The organism is Nonomuraea sp. NPDC049750 (genome assembly GCF_040659625.1).
Classification (GTDB): Bacteria; Actinomycetota; Actinomycetes; order Streptosporangiales; family Streptosporangiaceae; genus Nonomuraea.
This window is the reverse complement of sequence record NZ_JBFANB010000015.1, coordinates 126,331-143,829: the sequence shown is the minus strand read 5'-3', so window position 1 is coordinate 143,829 and position 17,499 is coordinate 126,331. Positions and strand designations below refer to the sequence as shown.

Annotated in this window: 14 protein-coding genes and 1 pseudogene; 9 read left to right on the top strand and 6 right to left on the bottom strand. The window is 69.8% G+C overall.

What is annotated here, in order from left to right:
* The first annotated feature begins 933 nt into the window (after positions 1 to 933).
* Positions 934 to 3,006, top strand: a complete 2,073-nt coding sequence (locus tag AB0J16_RS33455) for a hypothetical protein (protein WP_358546740.1) — start codon at positions 934 to 936, stop codon at positions 3,004 to 3,006.
* Between the two features lie 272 nt (positions 3,007 to 3,278).
* On the opposite strand, the gene AB0J16_RS33450 is transcribed toward AB0J16_RS33455, so the two are convergent.
* A complete protein-coding gene (locus AB0J16_RS33450; protein WP_358546738.1) occupies positions 3,279 to 3,692 on the bottom strand; it encodes a VOC family protein in 414 nt (137 codons plus the stop codon).
* A 78-nt stretch (positions 3,693 to 3,770) separates the two neighbouring features.
* Here AB0J16_RS33450 and AB0J16_RS33445 point away from each other — a divergent pair, with 78 nt between their 5' ends.
* On the top strand, positions 3,771 to 4,361 hold the full coding sequence (locus AB0J16_RS33445; protein ID WP_358547205.1) for a TetR/AcrR family transcriptional regulator: 591 nt from the start codon (positions 3,771 to 3,773) through the stop codon (positions 4,359 to 4,361).
* 218 nt (positions 4,362 to 4,579) lie between these two features.
* On the opposite strand, the gene AB0J16_RS33440 is transcribed toward AB0J16_RS33445, so the two are convergent.
* Positions 4,580 to 6,859 carry a DEAD/DEAH box helicase gene (locus AB0J16_RS33440; protein ID WP_358546735.1) on the bottom strand — a complete coding sequence of 760 codons (2,280 nt, stop codon included), beginning with the start codon at positions 6,857 to 6,859 and terminating at the stop codon, positions 4,580 to 4,582.
* Between the two features lie 408 nt (positions 6,860 to 7,267).
* Here AB0J16_RS33440 and AB0J16_RS33435 point away from each other — a divergent pair, with 408 nt between their 5' ends.
* From AB0J16_RS33435 to AB0J16_RS33420, 4 genes are all read left to right on the top strand, one after another.
* Positions 7,268 to 7,618 (top strand): STAS domain-containing protein, encoded by a 351-nt coding sequence (locus AB0J16_RS33435; RefSeq protein WP_020542579.1) that lies wholly within the window; start codon positions 7,268 to 7,270, stop codon positions 7,616 to 7,618.
* A 2-nt stretch (positions 7,619 to 7,620) separates the two neighbouring features.
* Positions 7,621 to 8,052, top strand: a complete 432-nt coding sequence (locus AB0J16_RS33430; RefSeq protein WP_225299083.1) for an ATP-binding protein — start codon at positions 7,621 to 7,623, stop codon at positions 8,050 to 8,052.
* A 645-nt stretch (positions 8,053 to 8,697) separates the two neighbouring features.
* A complete protein-coding gene (locus AB0J16_RS33425; RefSeq protein WP_358546732.1) occupies positions 8,698 to 11,016 on the top strand; it encodes a sodium-translocating pyrophosphatase in 2,319 nt (772 codons plus the stop codon).
* A 248-nt stretch (positions 11,017 to 11,264) separates the two neighbouring features.
* Positions 11,265 to 11,744, top strand: coding sequence for a histidine phosphatase family protein (locus tag AB0J16_RS33420; protein WP_358546730.1), 480 nt, complete (start codon positions 11,265 to 11,267; stop codon positions 11,742 to 11,744).
* Here AB0J16_RS33420 and serB read toward each other — a convergent pair.
* Genes serB through AB0J16_RS33405 form a run of 3 tightly spaced genes read right to left on the bottom strand, consistent with a single transcriptional unit; the run spans position 11,734 to position 14,663 of the window.
* A complete protein-coding gene (serB, locus tag AB0J16_RS33415; RefSeq protein WP_358546727.1) occupies positions 11,734 to 12,951 on the bottom strand; it encodes a phosphoserine phosphatase SerB in 1,218 nt (405 codons plus the stop codon). The two genes, AB0J16_RS33420 and serB, sit on opposite strands and share 11 nt — an antisense overlap.
* Before the next feature lie 48 nt (positions 12,952 to 12,999).
* The gene (locus AB0J16_RS33410) at positions 13,000 to 14,010 is read right to left on the bottom strand and encodes an S-adenosylmethionine:tRNA ribosyltransferase-isomerase (protein ID WP_358546724.1); all 1,011 of its coding nucleotides are present in this window, start codon (positions 14,008 to 14,010) and stop codon (positions 13,000 to 13,002) included.
* Positions 14,007 to 14,663: an SDR family NAD(P)-dependent oxidoreductase gene (locus AB0J16_RS33405; RefSeq protein ID WP_357954536.1), complete on the bottom strand. Its 657-nt coding sequence runs from the start codon at positions 14,661 to 14,663 to the stop codon at positions 14,007 to 14,009. The genes AB0J16_RS33410 and AB0J16_RS33405 overlap by 4 nt, the downstream gene beginning before the upstream one ends.
* 122 nt (positions 14,664 to 14,785) lie before the next feature.
* Here AB0J16_RS33405 and AB0J16_RS33400 point away from each other — a divergent pair, with 122 nt between their 5' ends.
* Positions 14,786 to 15,901 (top strand): GAF domain-containing sensor histidine kinase, encoded by a 1,116-nt coding sequence (locus AB0J16_RS33400; RefSeq protein WP_358546721.1) that lies wholly within the window; start codon positions 14,786 to 14,788, stop codon positions 15,899 to 15,901.
* Positions 15,898 to 16,521: a response regulator transcription factor gene (locus AB0J16_RS33395; protein WP_358546718.1), complete on the top strand. Its 624-nt coding sequence runs from the start codon at positions 15,898 to 15,900 to the stop codon at positions 16,519 to 16,521. Before AB0J16_RS33400 ends, AB0J16_RS33395 begins: the two co-directional genes overlap by 4 nt.
* Here the strand turns inward: AB0J16_RS33395 and AB0J16_RS33390 are convergent.
* A pseudogene (locus AB0J16_RS33390) lies at positions 16,513 to 16,692 on the bottom strand (LuxR C-terminal-related transcriptional regulator); the annotation flags it as partial. The gene AB0J16_RS33395 and the pseudogene AB0J16_RS33390 sit on opposite strands and share 9 nt — an antisense overlap.
* A gap of 182 nt (positions 16,693 to 16,874) precedes the next feature.
* Here AB0J16_RS33390 and AB0J16_RS33385 point away from each other — a divergent pair.
* Positions 16,875 to 17,438: a CPBP family intramembrane glutamic endopeptidase gene (locus AB0J16_RS33385; protein WP_358546715.1), complete on the top strand. Its 564-nt coding sequence runs from the start codon at positions 16,875 to 16,877 to the stop codon at positions 17,436 to 17,438.
* The last annotated feature ends 61 nt before the right edge of the window (positions 17,439 to 17,499 follow it).

Below are 17,499 nucleotides of genomic sequence, written 5' to 3'. Positions count from 1 at the left end.
TGAGCGCGTCCCCTGCTGGCGGCGTAGAGCCGGGAAGAGACCGGTTTTTAGCGCAAAGTTCGTAAAAGCAGGAGCGTTTTTCACTTACACGAACAATGTGACTTGTGGGGCTGTCGGGGCTAGGTCGCAATCGAATTACGGTTTCTTGGACAGAGTGTCCAAGAGTTGGATGGCTCACATAAGCTTCCGCTTACTCGAGAGTCCATGCCGTCTGGGGTCGGAGTCTGGGATGGCCCGGATCTGAGCCGCTAGGGTGCGGGTTCAGGGCGGTCGATGATCGACATCGGCCAAGCGGACTGCATTCCGGTCGTCGCGTGAGCGCCCCATGGTGGTCAGGCGGCGCGAGGTATGAACTGTCGTCGGCACTCGCCACGCGAGCCGGTGGTTGCCTTTAGAACTGATGTTGGATTTCTCTGGCTTGATCGGTTGCGACGGTTGGTAATCGTGAGGTAATTTTCTGTCACGGCCGGGTGCCTGACTGGCGCTCGGTCCCCGCCCCCGTTGGTGTCCACATCAACGGGACAGCGTCCGGCGGGGCGGTGGCCCAAGGGGCGCACTTCCTCCAGAGGTGCGCAGTCAGGCCCTGACAACGCGGTTCTCAACCACGGTCCGCCCGGCTTGCCGGACGGACGCGGCTTCGGCTTCCACCGGATCACTACCCGGCCCCGGTCGGGTGCGACGAGGCTACGCCGATGTCCGTTTTACTCAGGTAAACACAGGGAACCGAAGACGCTCTCTATGGAGGGAAGCGCCGTGACGGTTGGCAGGGCGATAGTCGCGACGGCGGTCGTGGCGGGAACCATCGTGCTCGGTGGGTCCGCTCAGGCGGCCGTGGTGGCGCGGCAAGGCGCGGGCTCCGGGGAGATCACGTCTCCGTCCGACGGTCAGGTGGTCACGAGTGGATCCGTGCCAATCTCAGCGCATACCGGGTTAATGCAGCTCAACATGGGCGTGTACGTGGAGGGCCCCTCGACCACCAGGCAGAAGGTCGCCGGTGGGGGTGCCAACCAGACGATTTCCGGGACGTTCGATGCGGGCAGCGCACCCAACGGGACCTTCAATGTGGTCCTCAAGGGTGAGATCACCGGCAGCACCTACGCGACGAGCACCTTCAAGCTGAGGCGGCCCGCCGCCGCGCCGGACAACGTCGCCGCGGCCCTGCAGGGGACCGAGAAGATCGTGGTGACCTGGAGCAAGGGCTCGGAGCCGGACCTCCAGTCGTACGAGGTGGCAACCAGCCAGTCCGGCATCGTGGGCAGGCTGCCCGCCGACAGCGCCTGCTCCGGATCATCGTGCAAGGCCGTGCTCGCCGTACCGACCAAGGCGGCGGGGCAGCGGGTGGGCTTCACCGTGAAGGCGTTCAGGGGGGACGGCGATGGCGGGTCGATCGAGTCCGGCAATTCTGGCGCCGCGTACGTGACCATCCCCGCACCGCCGACTGCCCAACCGAAGAAGACCGCCACGAAACAGGCGACCCCGGGCACCAAGAAGGGCGTTGAGACGCTGCCCACGCTGCCCGCCAAGAAGCACGCGCAGTCCACGGTCGCGCCCACGCACAAGGCGACCACGACGAAGAAGACCGACAAGCTCCCCGCCATGCCGGACACCGACCCCAAGGGCAATCTCCCGATTCCGACCGCCGACACCACCGGGGATTCGGGCAAGACCGACGGCCTCGCTCCGAACGGCACCACAGGCGACGCCGACTCCGCTGCCATCGATTCCAAGGTGAAGGCCCAGTCGTCGGAGTCGGCCGCCGGCGGCATCGGCCAGTACGGCCTGTACGTCGCAGGCGGGCTCGTCTTGCTGCTGCTGGCCGCACACGGAGGCGCGTGGGCGCGTCGCCGGTCTCTCGCCGCCGCTGGTGCCGGGGGTTCGGTGCCGCACTCGGCTGCTGCTTCGCCAAGTCCCGGCATTTCCGCTCAGCACAGTACGGATAGCGTCCCGCCCACCACTTCGGTACCCCGGCGCCCTGCCGTGGTGCTGGCAGTCGCCAAGGTCCGACCGGCCAGTGAGCGTACGCAGTCCCCTGAACAGTCCCGCTCGCCGGAGCGGTCCGGCGCTCAGACGCCTGAGCGTTCGCGCGGGTCAGAGCGGCTTGGTGCCCAGGCTCCCGGGGCCTCGCGTACGCCACCAGGACGCTCCGGCGCGCAGACGCCCGCACGGTCCCGAATGCGGGCACTGGAATCCCAGATGCAGGCACTGGAACACCCTGGCTCGGCGGTGTTCGACCGACCCAGCTCGGGGGTGCCCGAACAGCGCGGTGTGGCATCGTCCGATCGCTTCAACCCGACAGCGTCTGACCTGCCGGCCACGCCGTCCGCGGCACGGCGTTACGCGGAGGGGCCGAGTGCCGGTCGGGGTTACGGGCCGGTGCCGGGGCAGGCTCGTGCGCAGGTACGCGCCGCCCTCCCGCTGCACCTCAGCGACGCCGACATGCGGGCTGTTGATCCGGATGATCGGGCGTCCGGCGGTCAGGATGGTCGGACGGATGCTGGGCAGGTCTCGTGGGCGTCCAGCGGCCAGGATGGCCAAGTGGATGCTGGGCAGGCTTCCAGGGCGTCCGGCGGTCAGGATGGCGGGGCGGGCGCTGGGCAGGTTTCGTGGGCGTCCGGGGATTGGGACGGCCGAGCGGATGCCGGTCGAAATGACCGGGTGTCTGTCGATCAGGACGGTTGGAGGGGAGCGGTTCAGGGCGACCGAGAGCCCTTCGACCAGCTCGGTCGGATGCGTCCTGAGCTGGACGGTCGAACGGTGCGTCAGGAGCCCGTACGGATCGCGCTGCCCAGCTCGGCCGTGATCGAGGTGCCCGAGTCGGCCGCCGCCGTCACGCCGCCCGCGGTACGGATCGAGGAGCGTTGGGACGACTACCTGCCCCCTGCGCCCAGGGCGATGGAGGACAGTGGCTTCTGGGAGCGTCCGCAGCCCGGAGCGGGTGACTTCTGGGCGGCTGACGACGACGAGAACGCCTTCGCGGGCCACCGCCATCGCGGCGGCGATAGCTAACTCACGACCAACCCACCAAGTCCTCCGAAGGAGTCGGCCGGTGGGAGCACCTGCCTCGGCTGGCGCTAGCCATTTGCCGGGTTCCTCCGCGTTGAGGGCGTGCCTGAGGCGATCGGCCTTGCCGAGATCATCGGTATGCCGTCGGACTTTGAGTCCCCGACCTGGGCACTGATGTGGTGGGTGAGGTCATCTGGCACAGTGAGCCAGCCGTTGTTGAGCCGAGGTCGAACGGGCTCTGTTGTGCGTCAAAGGGCTGCGGATCCTTGTGAATCCTAAGTCTGGTACTGGCCGGCGTACTCGGCGGTGGGAACCGTGGGTGTGATGACGTCGATGAGCACTCCGTTGGGGTCGGCCACGATGAAGTGCCGCTGTCCGAAATCCTCGCTGCGCGGTTCGAGCACGGCCGGCAGACCTCCCCGTACCACGAGCCGTTCCCACTCCCCGTCCACGTCCTCGACCTCGAAGTTGAGCAGCAGCCCCTGAACGTGCGCGCGGTGGCCCTCGGGCAGCGTGGGATGGCGGTGGTCGAGAAGGGCCAGCTCGTACGGCGGGGTCCCGGGCCGGCGCAGACTCACGTACCAGTCCGCCTCGAACGTCGCCTCGAACCCGAACCACCCGACATAGAAGTCCCGGGACTCCCGCAGCAGGGAGGTGCAGAGGACCGGATAGAAGCTGGTCAGCATCACGGAAAGCTCCTTCGCATACCGATGGTATGTCAAGCTACGCTATTGGCATACCATCGGTACGTCAACAGGGGTGACGCGATGCGCCAGGGCAGCAGGATCGAGCAGCGCGAGCAGACCAGGCGGATTCTGGTACGCGAGGGCAGGCTGTTGTTCGCGAGCCGGGGCTACGGGGCGGTGGGCCTGTCGCAGATCGTCGCCGCTGCCGGGGTGACCAAGGGTGCGCTGTATCACCACTTCGGGAGCAAGGCCGACCTGTTCCGTACGGTCCTGGAGCAGGTGCAGGGGGAGGTGGCCGAGACGGTGGCCGCGACCGCCGAGGTCCAGGACGACCCATGGGAGCAACTGGTGGCCGGGTGCCGGGCGTTCCTCACAGCCTGCACCGATCCGGACATCCAGCAGATCATGCTCATCGACGGCCCCGCGGTCCTGGGCTGGAGCGAGTGGCGCGCGCTGGACGAGGCCGCCTCCGCCCGCCATCTGGCCGAGGCGCTCTCCGGCCTCATCGAGGCAGGGATCATCGCACGACAGCCGGTCGCCCCGCTGACTCACCTGCTGTCGGGGGCGATGAACGAGGCCGCTCTGTGGCTGGCCGGCTCCGGAGATCCCGGCGACCTGGACGACGTGTGGGCCGCCTTGTCCAGGATCCTGCAGGGGCTGCGCCTCAAGTGAGCGCGCCTATCGTTGCGTTCTACGAGTGAGCCTGGCTAGTGCTAGCGCGCCAGGGACCCGAAGGAATGCGGTCAGTGGGTGGTCTCGCCTTGCCCAACCCGCCAACGACCTCGGAGGAATCGGCCAGCGGGTGCTCTCGCACCTACGGGCCACCCGGCGGGATACCCCCTTCGGGGGAGAGGGGGCGGACACCCGGCGAAACGTTCGTCGACGCCGGACTAGCTTGCGGCGGGAGCGGAGCGTAGCAAGGTGTCCAAAAGGTGGATGGCGCCGCGCTTGTCCAGGGGCTCGTTGCCGTTGCCGCATTTGGGGGACTGGATGCAGGATGGGCAGCCGCGTTCGCATTCGCAGGAGGCGATGGCCTCGCGGGTGGCCGTGAGCCAGTCGGTGGCACGGGCGTAGCCGCGTTCGGCGAATCCCGCGCCTCCCTCGTGGCCGTCGTACACGAACACCGTCAGCAGGCCCGTGTCCGCGTGGAGTTCCGTGGACACGCCGCCGATGTCCCAGCGGTCGCAGGTGGCGAAGAGGGGGAGCAGGCCGATGGCGGCGTGTTCGGCGGCGTGGGCGGCGCCGCCCAGGTCGAAGCCCTCCTCGGCCAGGGCGGCGACTTCTGAGGCGGGGAGCGTCCACCAGACCGCGCGGGTGCGGAGGGTACGCGGCGGGAGGTCCAGGGGCTCGTCGCCGAGCATCTCGCCGGACTGGAGGCGGCGTTTGAGGTACGAGACCACCTGCCTGGTCACCTCCACCTCACCGAAGTGGAGGCTGCCGGGGCCGAGGTCGTGCGAACGCAGGGAGGCGAGCACCGAGATCTCCGTCACGTCGCGCGCGAACGTCGTGTAGTCGGGCTCCGCACCGCCCACCAGGGCGACGCCGGCTTCGAGGTCGAGGAGCTCCACCAGGTACGTCTCACCCTGATGCAGGTAGACGGCGCCGGTGTGGACGGTGGTGTGGGCGGACGGCTCGTCCACGCTGCCGAGGAGGCGGCCGGTCGCGGACTCCACGACCTGGATGGGCGCCCCTCCGCCGCCCCTGATATCGGCCAGGTCGGTGGCACGTTCGCGCTTGGTCCAGAACCAGCCTGCGGGGCGCTTCCTGAGCAGGCCCTCGGTGACCAGGTCGTCGAGGACGTTCGGGGTGGTGGGGCCGAAGACGGGCAGGTCGGCGTCGGTCAGCGGGATCTCCGCGGCGGCGGCGCAGAGGTGGGGGCCGAGGACGTACGGGTTGTCCGGGTCGAGCACGATCGCCTCTACAGGCTGACCGAAAAGGGCCTGGGGGTGGTGTACGAGGTAGGTGTCGAGGGGGTCGTCCCTCGCGATGAGTACGGCGAGTGCCTCCTGGCCGTCGCGGCCGGCTCGGCCCGCCTGCTGCCAGAGGGAGGCGCGGGTGCCCGGCCAGCCGGCGATCAGGACGGCGTCCAGGCCGGAGACGTCCACGCCGAGCTCAAGGGCGTTGGTGGTGGCCAGGCCCATGATGGAGCCCGAGCGGAGGGCCTTCTCCAGGAGCCTGCGGTCTTCGGCGAGGTATCCGGCCCGGTAGGCGGCGATCCGGTCTGGAAGGGCAGCCCAGTCGGCGGACTCGGACTCGGACTCGGGCACGGGCACGGACGCTCCCCAGGACAGCGCGCCCTGCTCTGAGCCTGGTGGAGCGGTGCCCTGGTCTGAGGGCGGTGGGGTGGTGCTAGGGGTGGGGAGCGCGCCGGGGTTACCCCCTGCGGGGGCGGAGGCCGTGCTCGATGAGCCGTCAACCGGGGTCCCGGCCAGGGAGAAGGCGACGTCGGCGAGTTTGGCGCGGGCGGTCAGGGCGACTGTCTCGGCGCCGCGCCGGGAGCGGACGAAGGCGAGGGTGCGGACCTTCGCCAGGACGAGGTCCGTCAGGAGGTCCGCGGCCTCGGCGGTGGCCGTGCGGCGCACCGGAGCGCCTCTCTCGCCCCGTAGTTCGGTCAGGGGCGGCTCCCAGAGCGCGATGGTCGTCGCACCCTTGGGAGACCCGTCCGACGTCACCTCGGCCATCTCAAGCCCCGTCAGCCGCATCGCGAACGCCCCCGGCTCGCTGGCCGTCGCTGAGGCCAGCAGGAAGACGGGCTGCGAGCCGTAGCGGGCGCAGACGCGGCGCAGGCGGCGCAGGATCTGGGCCACGTGCGAGCCGAACACTCCGCGGTAGCCATGGCACTCGTCCACCACGACCATCCGCAGCCGCCGGAAGAACGACGACCACTGGGCGTGCCGGGGCAGGATGCTGCGGTGCAGCATGTCGGGATTTGTTAGTACGTAGTTGGCGTGCTGCCTGATCCAGGTACGTTCCTCGAACGGCGTGTCGCCGTCGAAGCAGGCCGCGCGGAGCTGGGTGACGCGGAGCTCGCGGAGGCCGCGGAGCTGGTCGGCGGCCAGGGCCTTGGTAGGCGTGAGGTAAAGGACCGTGCCGCCGTCGAGGCAGGAGGCGACGGCCGGAGTGAGGTACGCGAGCGACTTCCCGGACGCTGTTCCAGTGGAAATGATCACATTTCGGCCACGATGGGCCAGGTCAGCGGCTTCGTACTGGTGTGGCCACAATCCCGGGATTCCGCGGTTCGCCAAGCGCGTAACCAGGAGTTCCGGCGCCCATTTCGGCCAACCCACTTGACCCGCCTGACGTGCTGGAACATGCTCCACATGAGTGACGCGCTCATGACGTGCGGGAACACCGAGCAGGTGACCGAGGAGTGGACCTGGCCGGTGTGGGGAGGAAGCGGAGGAAGTCACTGTTTCCAGTCTGCATCCGTGGGCAAAGTCGCCGGGAATCGTGATTTCGTATAGACACAAGCCAGACGCGTGGTTGAATGCCGCGCGTCAGGGTCAGACGGTCTGGAGCCCCGTTCCAGACTGCCAGGCCCGCAAGGGTACTTTCGCAGGCGAGGCGCTGGAGGATCTGTGGATCTGAAGTTGGATCACCACAACGAGGACCGACTCACCATCGTCGAGGTTGAGGGTGAGATCGATGTCTACACGGCGCCGAGATTGCGTGAGCTCCTCATCGACCTGGTGAACAAGGGCAACTTCCACCTTCTCGTGAACATGGAGAAGGTCGACTTCCTCGACTCGACGGGCCTCGGTGTCCTGGTCGGGGGGCTCAAGCGGGTTCGGGCGCACGACGGTTCGCTCGAGCTGGTGTGCACGCAGGAGCGCATCCTCAAGATCTTCCGGATCACCGGACTGACCAAGGTCTTCGGGATCTACGCTTCGGTCGACGAGGCCAAGGAAGCTCACGGCAAAGACAAGTAGTCATGGCTACCGTCGAGCTGACGTTCAGCGCCCTCCCCGCGCATGTGCGGACCGCCCGGTTGGTCGCGACGGCGATCGCCCGGCGCACCGGCGTGGAGGAGTCACTGCTGGACGAGGTCAGGCTCGCCGTCGGTGAGGCCTGCTCCCGGGCGGTTGAGGCGCATCGCGCGCACTGCCCGGGAGAGCCCATCCGCATCGAGCTGAAAGACGACTCGGGACGGTTCGAGGTCACGGTCAGCGATCAGGCCCCCAGCGACGAGATCAAGCAGGAGCAACCCCTCGATTTGGGCATGCTCTCTGACTCGTTCATGTCGGGGTTCGGCATCGCGGTGATCGCGGGGCTGGCCGACGATGTGGAGGTGTTCCCCAGTCCGAAGGGGATGCGCATCCGCATGAGCTGGCCCGCCGCCACCAATGGCCACGCGCCGATATAACGACAATCTTTTCCTTTTTACGGCACAGCACGGTGGGCCCCGCCCGCCGACCGTGGCTGAGCCCTGTCCAGGGGTACGCTCCTCTGGTGATACGGGGCTGGGCGCCGATACGAGGCACGGCACCCATGGCGTCCACAAGCCAACAGCCATAGAGCACCTGGCCACCCGATGGCCATAGGGCGCCGGCCGACAGCCGCAGGGCCGTCGCCGTCCCCTTGCGAGTGACCGGCCGGGTCGTGGGCAGCCACGGCCCGGCTTCGGCATGTCATACCGGCCGCTGGGCGCCGAAGGGCGATGCGCCCACTGCCCGTCGTCCCTCTGGGATGTCCCAAACTCATGTTTCGGGCGTGTCGTTTCGGGCACCCTGTCATGGCCGTAAACCCGGGGAAATATCGGTTGTCAGATGGCAAATCGCCTTGCTGGCTGGGGATTACTGGGGGATTACTGGACGCGTGGCCAAATAGCGACCGGCAGAGCCTTCATATCCGCGCAGCCCGTGCGTAGACTCCCGGCACCGGCCAAGGTGATCCGGCGAAACTGCGGACTCAACCGGAAGCGGCACCCACAACCCGGATGGTGCCGCACCAGCCCCGCCGATCTTTGCGCACCGCCCGGGCAGGACGACCGGTCTTGCCGAGGAGAACGATGTTTAGGCACATGCTGGCGGTGGAGCCAGCGTCCAATCTGGCCCTGAGCGGTAACAATCTCACCATCGTGATCGTGGTCGCCGCGGTCGCACTGATCGCCCTAGCCGTCGCCGGCGGCCTGGTGCGCGAGGTGCTGTCCGCCGACCCCGGCACGGAGCGCATGCAGGACATCGCCCGTGCCGTACAAGAGGGAGCCGCCGCCTATCTCGCGCGGCAGTTCCGCACGTTGGCGGTCTTCGTCGTCGTGATCCCTTTCCTCCTGCTCCTGCTACCGGGTGAGACCGATGTGCGCATCGGCCGCTCGATCTTCTTCGTGGTCGGGGCGGTATTCTCCGCGCTGACCGGCTTCATGGGCATGTGGCTGGCCGTACGCGGAAACGTACGCGTCGCGGCCGCCGCCCGTGAGGCGGGCGAGAAGCGCGCCATGCGCATCGCCTTCCGTACGGGCGGCGTGGCCGGCATGTTCACCGTGGGCCTCGGCCTGTTCGGTGCGGCCGTCGTCGTCTTCGTCTACCAAGGTGACGCGCCCGGTGTCCTGGAGGGCTTCGGCTTCGGGGCGGCGCTGCTGGCGATGTTCATGCGAGTCGGCGGCGGCATCTTCACCAAGGCCGCCGACGTGGGCGCCGACCTGGTCGGCAAGGTCGAACAGGGCATCCCGGAGGACGATCCGCGTAACGCGGCGACGATCGCCGACAACGTGGGCGACAACGTCGGCGACTGCGCGGGCATGGCCGCCGACCTGTTCGAGTCGTACGCGGTCATGCTGGTCGCCAGCCTCATCCTGGGCAAGGTGGCCTTCGGCGAGCAGGGACTGATCTTCCCGCTGATCGTGCCCATGATCGGCGTGCTCACCGCGATCATCGGCATCTTCGTCACCCGGATGCGCGACGGCGACCGCAGCGGTATGGCCGCCATCAACCGCAGCTTCTTCATCTCCGCCGGGATCTCCGCGGTGCTGGTCGCCGCGGCGGCGTTCTGGTACCTGCCCAGCACCTTCGGCGACCTGACCGGCTCGGCCGTGCAGTCCACCGCCAACCCGCGGCTCATCGCCATCGGCGCGGTGATCATCGGTCTGGTCCTGGCCGGCGCCATTCAGCTGCTGACCGGCTACTTCACCGAGACGACCAGGCGTCCGGTCCGCGAGATCGGCGAGAGCTCGGCCACCGGGCCGGCGACCGTCATCCTGGCGGGCATCAGCGTCGGCCTCGAGTCGGCCGTCTACTCGGCGCTGATCATCGCCGGCGCGGTCTACGGCGCGTTCCTGCTGGGCTTCGGGAACGTGACGATCGCGCTGTTCGCGGTGGCGCTGGCCGGCACCGGCCTGCTGACCACGGTCGGCGTCATCGTCTCGATGGACACCTTCGGCCCGGTCTCCGACAACGCGCAGGGCATCGCCGAGATGTCCGGCGACGTCGAGGGTGAGGGCGCACGCGTGCTCACCAGCCTCGACGCCGTCGGCAACACGACGAAGGCCATCACCAAGGGCATCGCGATCGCCACGGCGGTGCTCGCGGCGACCGCGCTGTTCGGCGCGTTCCGCACGGCCGTGGAGCTGGAGCTCGGCAAGGCGAGCCAGGCGGCCAAGGAGGCGCTCGGCGCGTTCTCCACTTTCAGCCTGAGCATCGACCAGCCCAACGTGCTCGTCGGCCTGGTCATCGGCGCGGCGGTCGTGTTCCTGTTCTCCGGGCTGGCGATCAGCGCGGTCGGGCGAGCCGCGATGCGCGTGGTCTTCGAGGTACGCGACCAGTTCCGCAACCACCCGGGCATCATGGACGGCACCGAGAAGCCCGAGTACGGCCGCGTCGTCGACATCTGCACCCGTGACTCGCTGCGCGAGCTGGCCACGCCCGGCCTGCTGGCGGTCATGACACCGATCGCGGTCGGGTTCGCCCTTGGGTACGCGCCGCTGGGCGCGTTCCTGGCCGGGGCCATCGCCTGCGGCACGCTCATGGCGGTCTTCCTGTCCAACTCGGGCGGTGCCTGGGACAACGCCAAGAAGCTGGTCGAGGACGGTCACCACGGCGGCAAGGGCTCCGAGGCCCACGAGGCCACGATCATCGGTGACACGGTCGGCGACCCCTTCAAGGACACGGCCGGACCGGCCATCAACCCGCTGATCAAGGTGATGAATCTGGTGGCGCTCCTGGTGGCGCCGGCGGTGGTCCTGTACGCGGGCAACCCGGCCCTGCGCATCGGGATCACGGTCGTGGCCGTGGGCGTGGTGGTCGGCGCCATCCTCGTCTCCAAGCGCCGCTCGGTCACCAACGAGTCGGCCAGCAACGACAACAACCGGGAGCACCAGCCGGTGGCTTCCTAGCGATCCCATCCGGACGCCCGCTCCTCCGAGGTCTGGGGGAGCGGGCGTTCCACGTTTCAAGAGAGCGAGGCCTCAAGAAACACCGCGGGTCAGGTGCGGCACCCGCCGCCCCCGGTGGGAAACTGGGCGGATGGAAGACAAGCGGCCCAGCGGCGGCAAGTCGCTGGCCTACATTCTGCTGGCGATGCTGGCCATCCTCGCGCTGATCGTCGCGCTGGGTGTGTGGGCGACGAGAGGAACATGAGCACGTGCGTACGTTGATCGTGCTCCGCCACGCCAAGGCCGCGCAGGTCCCCGGCCTGGAGGACAGCGAGCGTCCGCTGACGCACCGGGGCGAGCGTGACGCGAAGCGGGCCGGCGACGAGGTGCGGGCCCTCGGGCTGGCTCCCGACCTGGTGCTGTGCTCCCCGTCCCTGCGCACGAAGCAGACCGCCGAGCTGGCCTTCCCCGAGGTGGCGGTCAGCTACGAGCGTGACGTCTACCAGGCATATCCCGAGGAGTTGCTGGCGCTGGTCAAGCTGACCGATCCGGAGCTGGCGACGGTCGTGCTGTGCGGCCACAACCCGGGTGTGCACGAGCTGGCGATCTCGCTGGCCGGGGGCGACTACGGGTTCCGCCCGTGCTCGTTCGCGGTCATCCGTACGGAAGCGAACTGGGTGGACCTGTGGCCGGGCGAGGCCCAGCTGATCACCCGCTGGGACCCCAAGGAGGGAGAAGTCAGCGGGTGAGCACGCCGTCCTCGGCGTCCGCCGCCTCCACCTCGTCCCTGGAGATCCCGAGCAGGTAGAGGATCGAGTCGAGGTAGGGGGTGTTGACCGCGGTGTCCGCCGCCTGCCGGACGACCGGCTTGGCGTTGAACGCGATCCCGAGCCCGGCCGCCGCGATCATGTCGAGGTCGTTGGCCCCGTCGCCGATGGCCACGGTCTGGCTGATCGGCAGCCCCGCCTCGCGGGCGAACCGCTCCAGCGCGCGGGCCTTGCCCGGCCGGTCGACGATCTCGCCGACGACGTGGCCGGTGAGCTTGCCGTCGACGACCTCCAGCACGTTGGCCGCCGAGTAGTCGATGCCGAGGTCCTCGACCAGGCTGTCGGTGATCTGGGTGAAGCCGCCGCTGACGATGGCGAAGCGGTAGTCGAGCCGCTTGAGCGTGCGGACCAGCGTACGGGCGCCAGGGGTGAGTACGACCTGCTGCCGTACCTGCTCGAAGACCTCGGCCGGCAGCCCTTCGAGCAGCGCGACCCGGCGGCGCAGGGACTCGGCGAAGTCGAGCTCGCCGCGCATGGCCTCCTCGGTGACCCGGGCGACCTCTTCGAGGCAGCCCGCGTGGCCGGCCAGCAGCTCGATGACCTCGCCCTGGATGAGCGTCGAGTCGACGTCCATGACGACCAGCCGCTTGGCCCGCCGCGACAGACCGGTGCGCTGCACGGCCACGTCGACGTGCAGGGCGGCGGCCTCGGCGGCCAGCTCGACGCGGAGCGCGCTCGGGTCGGCGCCGGAGACCGACAGCTCGATGCAGGTGACCGGCCACTGGGCGAGGCGTTCGATGCGGTCGATGTTGGCGCCGGCGGCGGCGATGCGCCCGGCGATGCCCGCGATCGCGGCGGGCTGGAGCGTCGCGCCGAGCACGCTGACCGACAGGCGGCCGCGCCGGCGCTGCTCCTTGGTCTGGGAGCCGGTGGAGAGCTCCAGCTCCAGGCCGAGGTCCTCAGCCACCCGCTCGACGGCGGTCCACATGGCGCCGAGCGTGCTGCCCGTGCCGGTCGACGGACCGCCCGCGTAGGCGACGAGCACGCCGAGCGTGAGCCGCCCGCGGATGACGACCTGCTCGATGTCGGCCACCGTCACCGGGAAGCCCGACAGAACCGAGAAGAGCCTCGAGGTGACGCCCGGTCGGTCCGGGCCGGTCAGGGTGATCAGGAGGGTGCGCTGGTCCACATTGAGCCAGGCTACTTGGCGTCCCAGGCACACGAGCACGAGGGGCCACTATCGGCGCAGCAGCACGTGGGTGTCACCGAACTCGTGCCAGAGGTAGCCCTCCCGCAACGCCGCCTCGTAGGCGCGGGCGAGCGGCTCCCGCTCGGCGATCGCGGTGAGCATCATCAGGTGGCTGGACCTGGGCTCGTGCAGCCCGGTGATCAGCCCGCTCACGGCCTTGACCCCGATGTCGGGCGTGACGATGTGCCTGGTCCAGCCCGCCGAGGCGGCCACCAGCCCGTCGCCGCCGACGGCCGTCTCCAGCGCGCGCACCACGGTGGTGCCGGCGGCCACCACCCGGCCGCCGTTCGCCGTGGTCAGGTTGACCAGGCGGGCCGTGGCCGCGGGCACCTCATACCGCTCCGTGTAGGGCGGCTCGTCCTTCTCCGGCGAGGCGACCCCGGTGTGCAGGGTGATCGGCGCGATGCCGACGCCGCGCGCCACCAGAGCCGTGACCAGCTCGGCGGTGAACGGCCGGGCCGCGCTCGGCATCTCCGCGCTGCCCGGCACGGTGGCGAAGACGGTCTGGTAGGCGTCGAGCGGCCAGTCGCGCGAGACGTAGGAGTAGCGGATGGGCACGCCGTGATCGCGCAGGTACGCCTCCACGTCGCGGTCGAGCCTGGCTCGCCACAGGCGCGGCGTCTCGCGTTCGATGAGCCGCAGCGTCGCCCGTCCCGGCAGCGGCAGCCATTCGCCCGGCTCGCCGCCGCCGTACGGCTCGGAGGACTTCGAGGTACGGCGGCGCAGCTCGACCAGCCAGGTGCCGTCCTCGCGCGCGGTGGAGAAGTGCACGGCGAGCCGGTCGAGCCTGATGGCGGCGGGCAGCGTCGCGGAGTTGTTGACCACGATCAGGTCGCCGGGGTCGAGCAGCCCCGGCAGGTCGGTGAAGCGGCGGTGCTCCGGCGGGAGATGGCCGCGCGAGACCAGCAGCCGTACCGAGTCGCGGGTCAGCCCTCGGGCCTCGGGCGGTTCGTGCGCCGACAGGGTGTCCGGCAGCGCGAAGTCGAGCGCGGCGGTCATTGCAGGCTCACCCGGCCGCTGGCCGGACGCGCCCTGACCAGGTCGTACAGTGCCGCGGCCACCTTGGCGGGGTCCGCCGCGCCGGCCGCCTCCTCCGCGCCGACGGCGTCGGCCAGCATGCGGGTGTTCATCTCGCCGGGGTCGGCCCACCAGACGGCCAGGTCGGGTTCCTCGGCCGACAGGACGTTGGACAGCTGCTCCAGGGCGGCCTTGGTGGCACCGTAGCCGCCCCAGCCCTCGTAGGCGCCGGTGGCGGCGTCGGAGGTGATGTTCACGATCGCGCCGCGCGTGGCGCGCAGCGCGGGCAGCGTCGCCTGGATGAGGGCCAGGGGAGCGATCACGTTGGTCTCCAGCAGGGCCCTGAACTCATCCCTCGGGTACACCGACAGCGGGGGCAGCGGGGTCACGCCCAGCCCGCTCGCGTTGTTGACCAGCAGGTCCAGCTGGGGTACGGCCCGCGCGAGCCGCTCGACATGCGCCGGGTCGCTCACGTCACCGGCGATGGCGGTGGCGCCCAGTTCGGCCGCGACCCGCTCCAGGTCCGCCGCGCCGCGGGCGGTGAGCAGGAGCTCCCATCCGGCGCCGGCGAGCGTCGTCGCCAGGGCCAGGCCGAGGCCGCGGGAGGCACCGGTGATCAGTGCGGTGTTCGTCATGCCTTGACGGTAGGAGCGCGGAACCGGCCGTACATCGGGCTGAGGGGCCGCCTCCGCCTGGGCATATGGACCTAGGACCGACGGTCCTGGGCATGACGGCCCGGGACCATAGAGTGGGTGCCGTGGCCTCCGACAGAGACGAGATCATGCAGGCGGTGAGCACCGCCGTGCTCGCGGTGACCCGGCACCTCTCGGTGCGCGAGGTGCTGCAGGTCATCGTGCGCTCGGCCCAGCGGCTGCTCGACGCCCGCTACGCCGCGCTCGGCGTGCCGGACGAGGACGGCTCGTTCGCCGAGTTCGTCGCCGAGGGCCTCACCGACAAGCAGTGGGAGGCGATCGGCCCGCTGCCCAGGCAGCACGGCATGCTCGGCGCGATGCTGCGCGACGGGGCTCCGGTACGCCTGCCCGACCTGCGCGAGGACCCCAGGTTCGAGTGGTGGCCCAAGGCGCACCCGGTGATGAAGGACTTCCTCGGCGCCCCGATCCGCGACGGCGAGGAGGTGCTCGGCATCATCTTCCTGGCCAACAAGCGCTCGCCCGACGGATTCACGGAGGCGGACCAGGACCTGCTCACATTGTTCGCCGCGCACGCCGCCATCGCGCTGACCAACGCCAGGCTGTACGAGCGGGGCCGCGAGCTGGCCATGCTCGAAGAGCGCAACCGGATGGCCCGCGAGTTGCACGACGCCGTCACCCAGAAGCTGTTCTCGCTCAGGCTGACCGCGCAGTCCGCCGCCGTCCTGCTGCCCAATGCCCCCGACCAGGCCGCCGCCGAGCTCGAACGCGTGCAGCGCCTGGCGGGCGAGGCGCTGGCCGAGCTCCGGGCGGTGATCGTCGAGTTGCGCCCGGCCGAGCTCGACCGGCACGGGCTGGCGGAGACGCTGGCCAAGCACGTACGCCTGCTCGACCGGCTCCATCCCGCGCACGTCACGTTCGAGGGCGGCGAGCTGCCGCCGCTCGACTCGGCGGTGGAGGTGGCCGTGCTGCGGGTCGCGCAGGAGGCGCTGCACAACGCGCTCAGGCACTCGGACGCCGGCCACGTCGAGGTGCGGCTGGCCGACGAGGGCGGCAAGCTGGTGCTGACCGTACGCGACGACGGCAAGGGCTTCGAGCAGGCCGAGTCGCGCGGCCTGGGCCTGGTGTCGATGAGGGACAGGGCGGAGTCCATGGGCGGCGTCATGACTGTCGCCTCGGCCCGCGACGAGGGGACGACGGTCCGCGTGGAGGTGGGCGTGTGATCCGGGTGCTGATCGCCGACGATCACCCAGTGGTACGGCAGGGCCTGCGGACCTTCCTCGACCTCCAGGAGGACATCACGGTCGTCGGCGAGGCGGCCGACGGGGCCCAGGCCGTCGAGCTGGCCGGCGAGCTCGCTCCCGACGTGCTGCTGCTCGATCTGAAGATGCCGGTGCTCGACGGGCTCGGCGCGCTGGGCCGGCTCTCGGGGGCGCTCCCCAGGGTGATCGTGCTGACCTCGGTGAGCGACCGGTCCGACGTGGGGCCGGCGATGCGGGCGGGCGCCTCCGGGTTCCTCTATAAGGACGTGGATCCGAACGCGCTCGTGCAGGCGGTGCGGGCCGTACATGGGGGGCAGGTGCTGCTCGCCCCCGAGGCGGCGGAGGCGATGCTGGCCGGCGTCAACGGCTCACCGCCGGCGCTGGGGCCGGTGCCGCTGACCGAACGGGAGCGCGAGGTGCTGGCGCTGATCGCGGCCGGCCACTCCAACCGGGAGATCGCCAGGAGCCTGTCGGTCGCCGAGAAGACGGTTAAGACGCACGTGTCCAACGTGCTGATGAAGCTCGGCGTCCAGGACCGCACTCAGGCCGCCCTGTACGCCGTCCGCCACGGGTTAGCTTGACTTCGCGATGTGGATGGCCAGCTGAGTGCGGTCGCGTAGCCGTAGTTTGCGCAGGATGCTGGAGATGTGGTTCTTCACCGTGCCCTCGGTGATGAACAGCCGCCTGGCGATCTCCCGGTTGGTCGCGCCATCACCGACCAGGACGGCCACCTCGTGCTCGCGTTCGGAGAGCTGGTCGGCGAGGTCTGGAGTGGCGGGGGCGTTGCGCAGCTCGGCGACCACCCGCTCGGCGGCGACTCCGCGGCCTCATCTGGAGCCGCGGCGTCTAGAGGCAGCACCTGATCGGCTTCGGGCTGGGCGCGGCCTTCATCGCGGGCTGGCTGGCGCTGCAGTACGCCACGGGCAATCTGCGCGTGGACGGATCGCGGTGGAACTTCGCCCTGCTCTACCTACTGCCCGTGGCCTACCTGGCAAGGGTCATCATGATCGCTATCGAGGAGATCCTCTTCCGGGGATGGATCCTGCAGAGCGCCGGCGCGCGGTGGGGTGTGCCCGCGGGCATCGCCGTGTCGTCCGGGGCGTTCGCGCTCTTCCATTTCGTCGGGCCGCTGATGCTGATCGCGCCGCTGCACACCTTCCACTGGGTGCTCGCGACCAACCTGGTGCTCTGGTCGGTGCTGGCGGCGCTGCTCACGCTGACCGGGCGCGGTCTGTGGGCGGCCATGGCGTTCCACGCGACGCCGCTCTGGCTGGCCAGTAACGCCTTCGTGGTGGTCGTGCCGGGGCAGCGGCCACCGGACATGGCCGTGCTCCTGCTGAGCCAGCCGAAGGCGAGCCCGCTGGCCGGGGAGGCGGCGCTGGCCGGACCGTTCACCGGCCTGCCGACCGCGCTCCTGCTGGCCGTCCTGTGCGCGGGCGCCCTCGCGGTCTACCTCAGGAGATCTCGCGCGAGGGGGCTCGCGACCGCCGCGGCCTGACGGTCGCGCAACCCCGCCTGCGGGCTGATCGTCAGGAGAAACCGGCTTGCGGCCTGATCGT

What these genes read in the sequence shown, in the direction of transcription:
- AB0J16_RS33455 (WP_358546740.1), top strand. Translation starts at nt 934, where the DNA reads ATGCAGCTCAACATGGGCGTGTACGTGGAGGGCCCCTCGACCACCAGG.
- AB0J16_RS33425 (WP_358546732.1), top strand. Translation starts at nt 8,698, where the DNA reads ATGTTTAGGCACATGCTGGCGGTGGAGCCAGCGTCCAATCTGGCCCTG.
- AB0J16_RS33405 (WP_357954536.1), bottom strand. Translation starts at nt 14,663, where the DNA reads ATGACGAACACCGCACTGATCACCGGTGCCTCCCGCGGCCTCGGCCTG.
- AB0J16_RS33445 (WP_358547205.1), top strand. Translation starts at nt 3,771, where the DNA reads ATGCGCCAGGGCAGCAGGATCGAGCAGCGCGAGCAGACCAGGCGGATT.
- AB0J16_RS33410 (WP_358546724.1), bottom strand. Translation starts at nt 14,010, where the DNA reads ATGACCGCCGCGCTCGACTTCGCGCTGCCGGACACCCTGTCGGCGCAC.
- AB0J16_RS33430 (WP_225299083.1), top strand. Translation starts at nt 7,621, where the DNA reads ATGGCTACCGTCGAGCTGACGTTCAGCGCCCTCCCCGCGCATGTGCGG.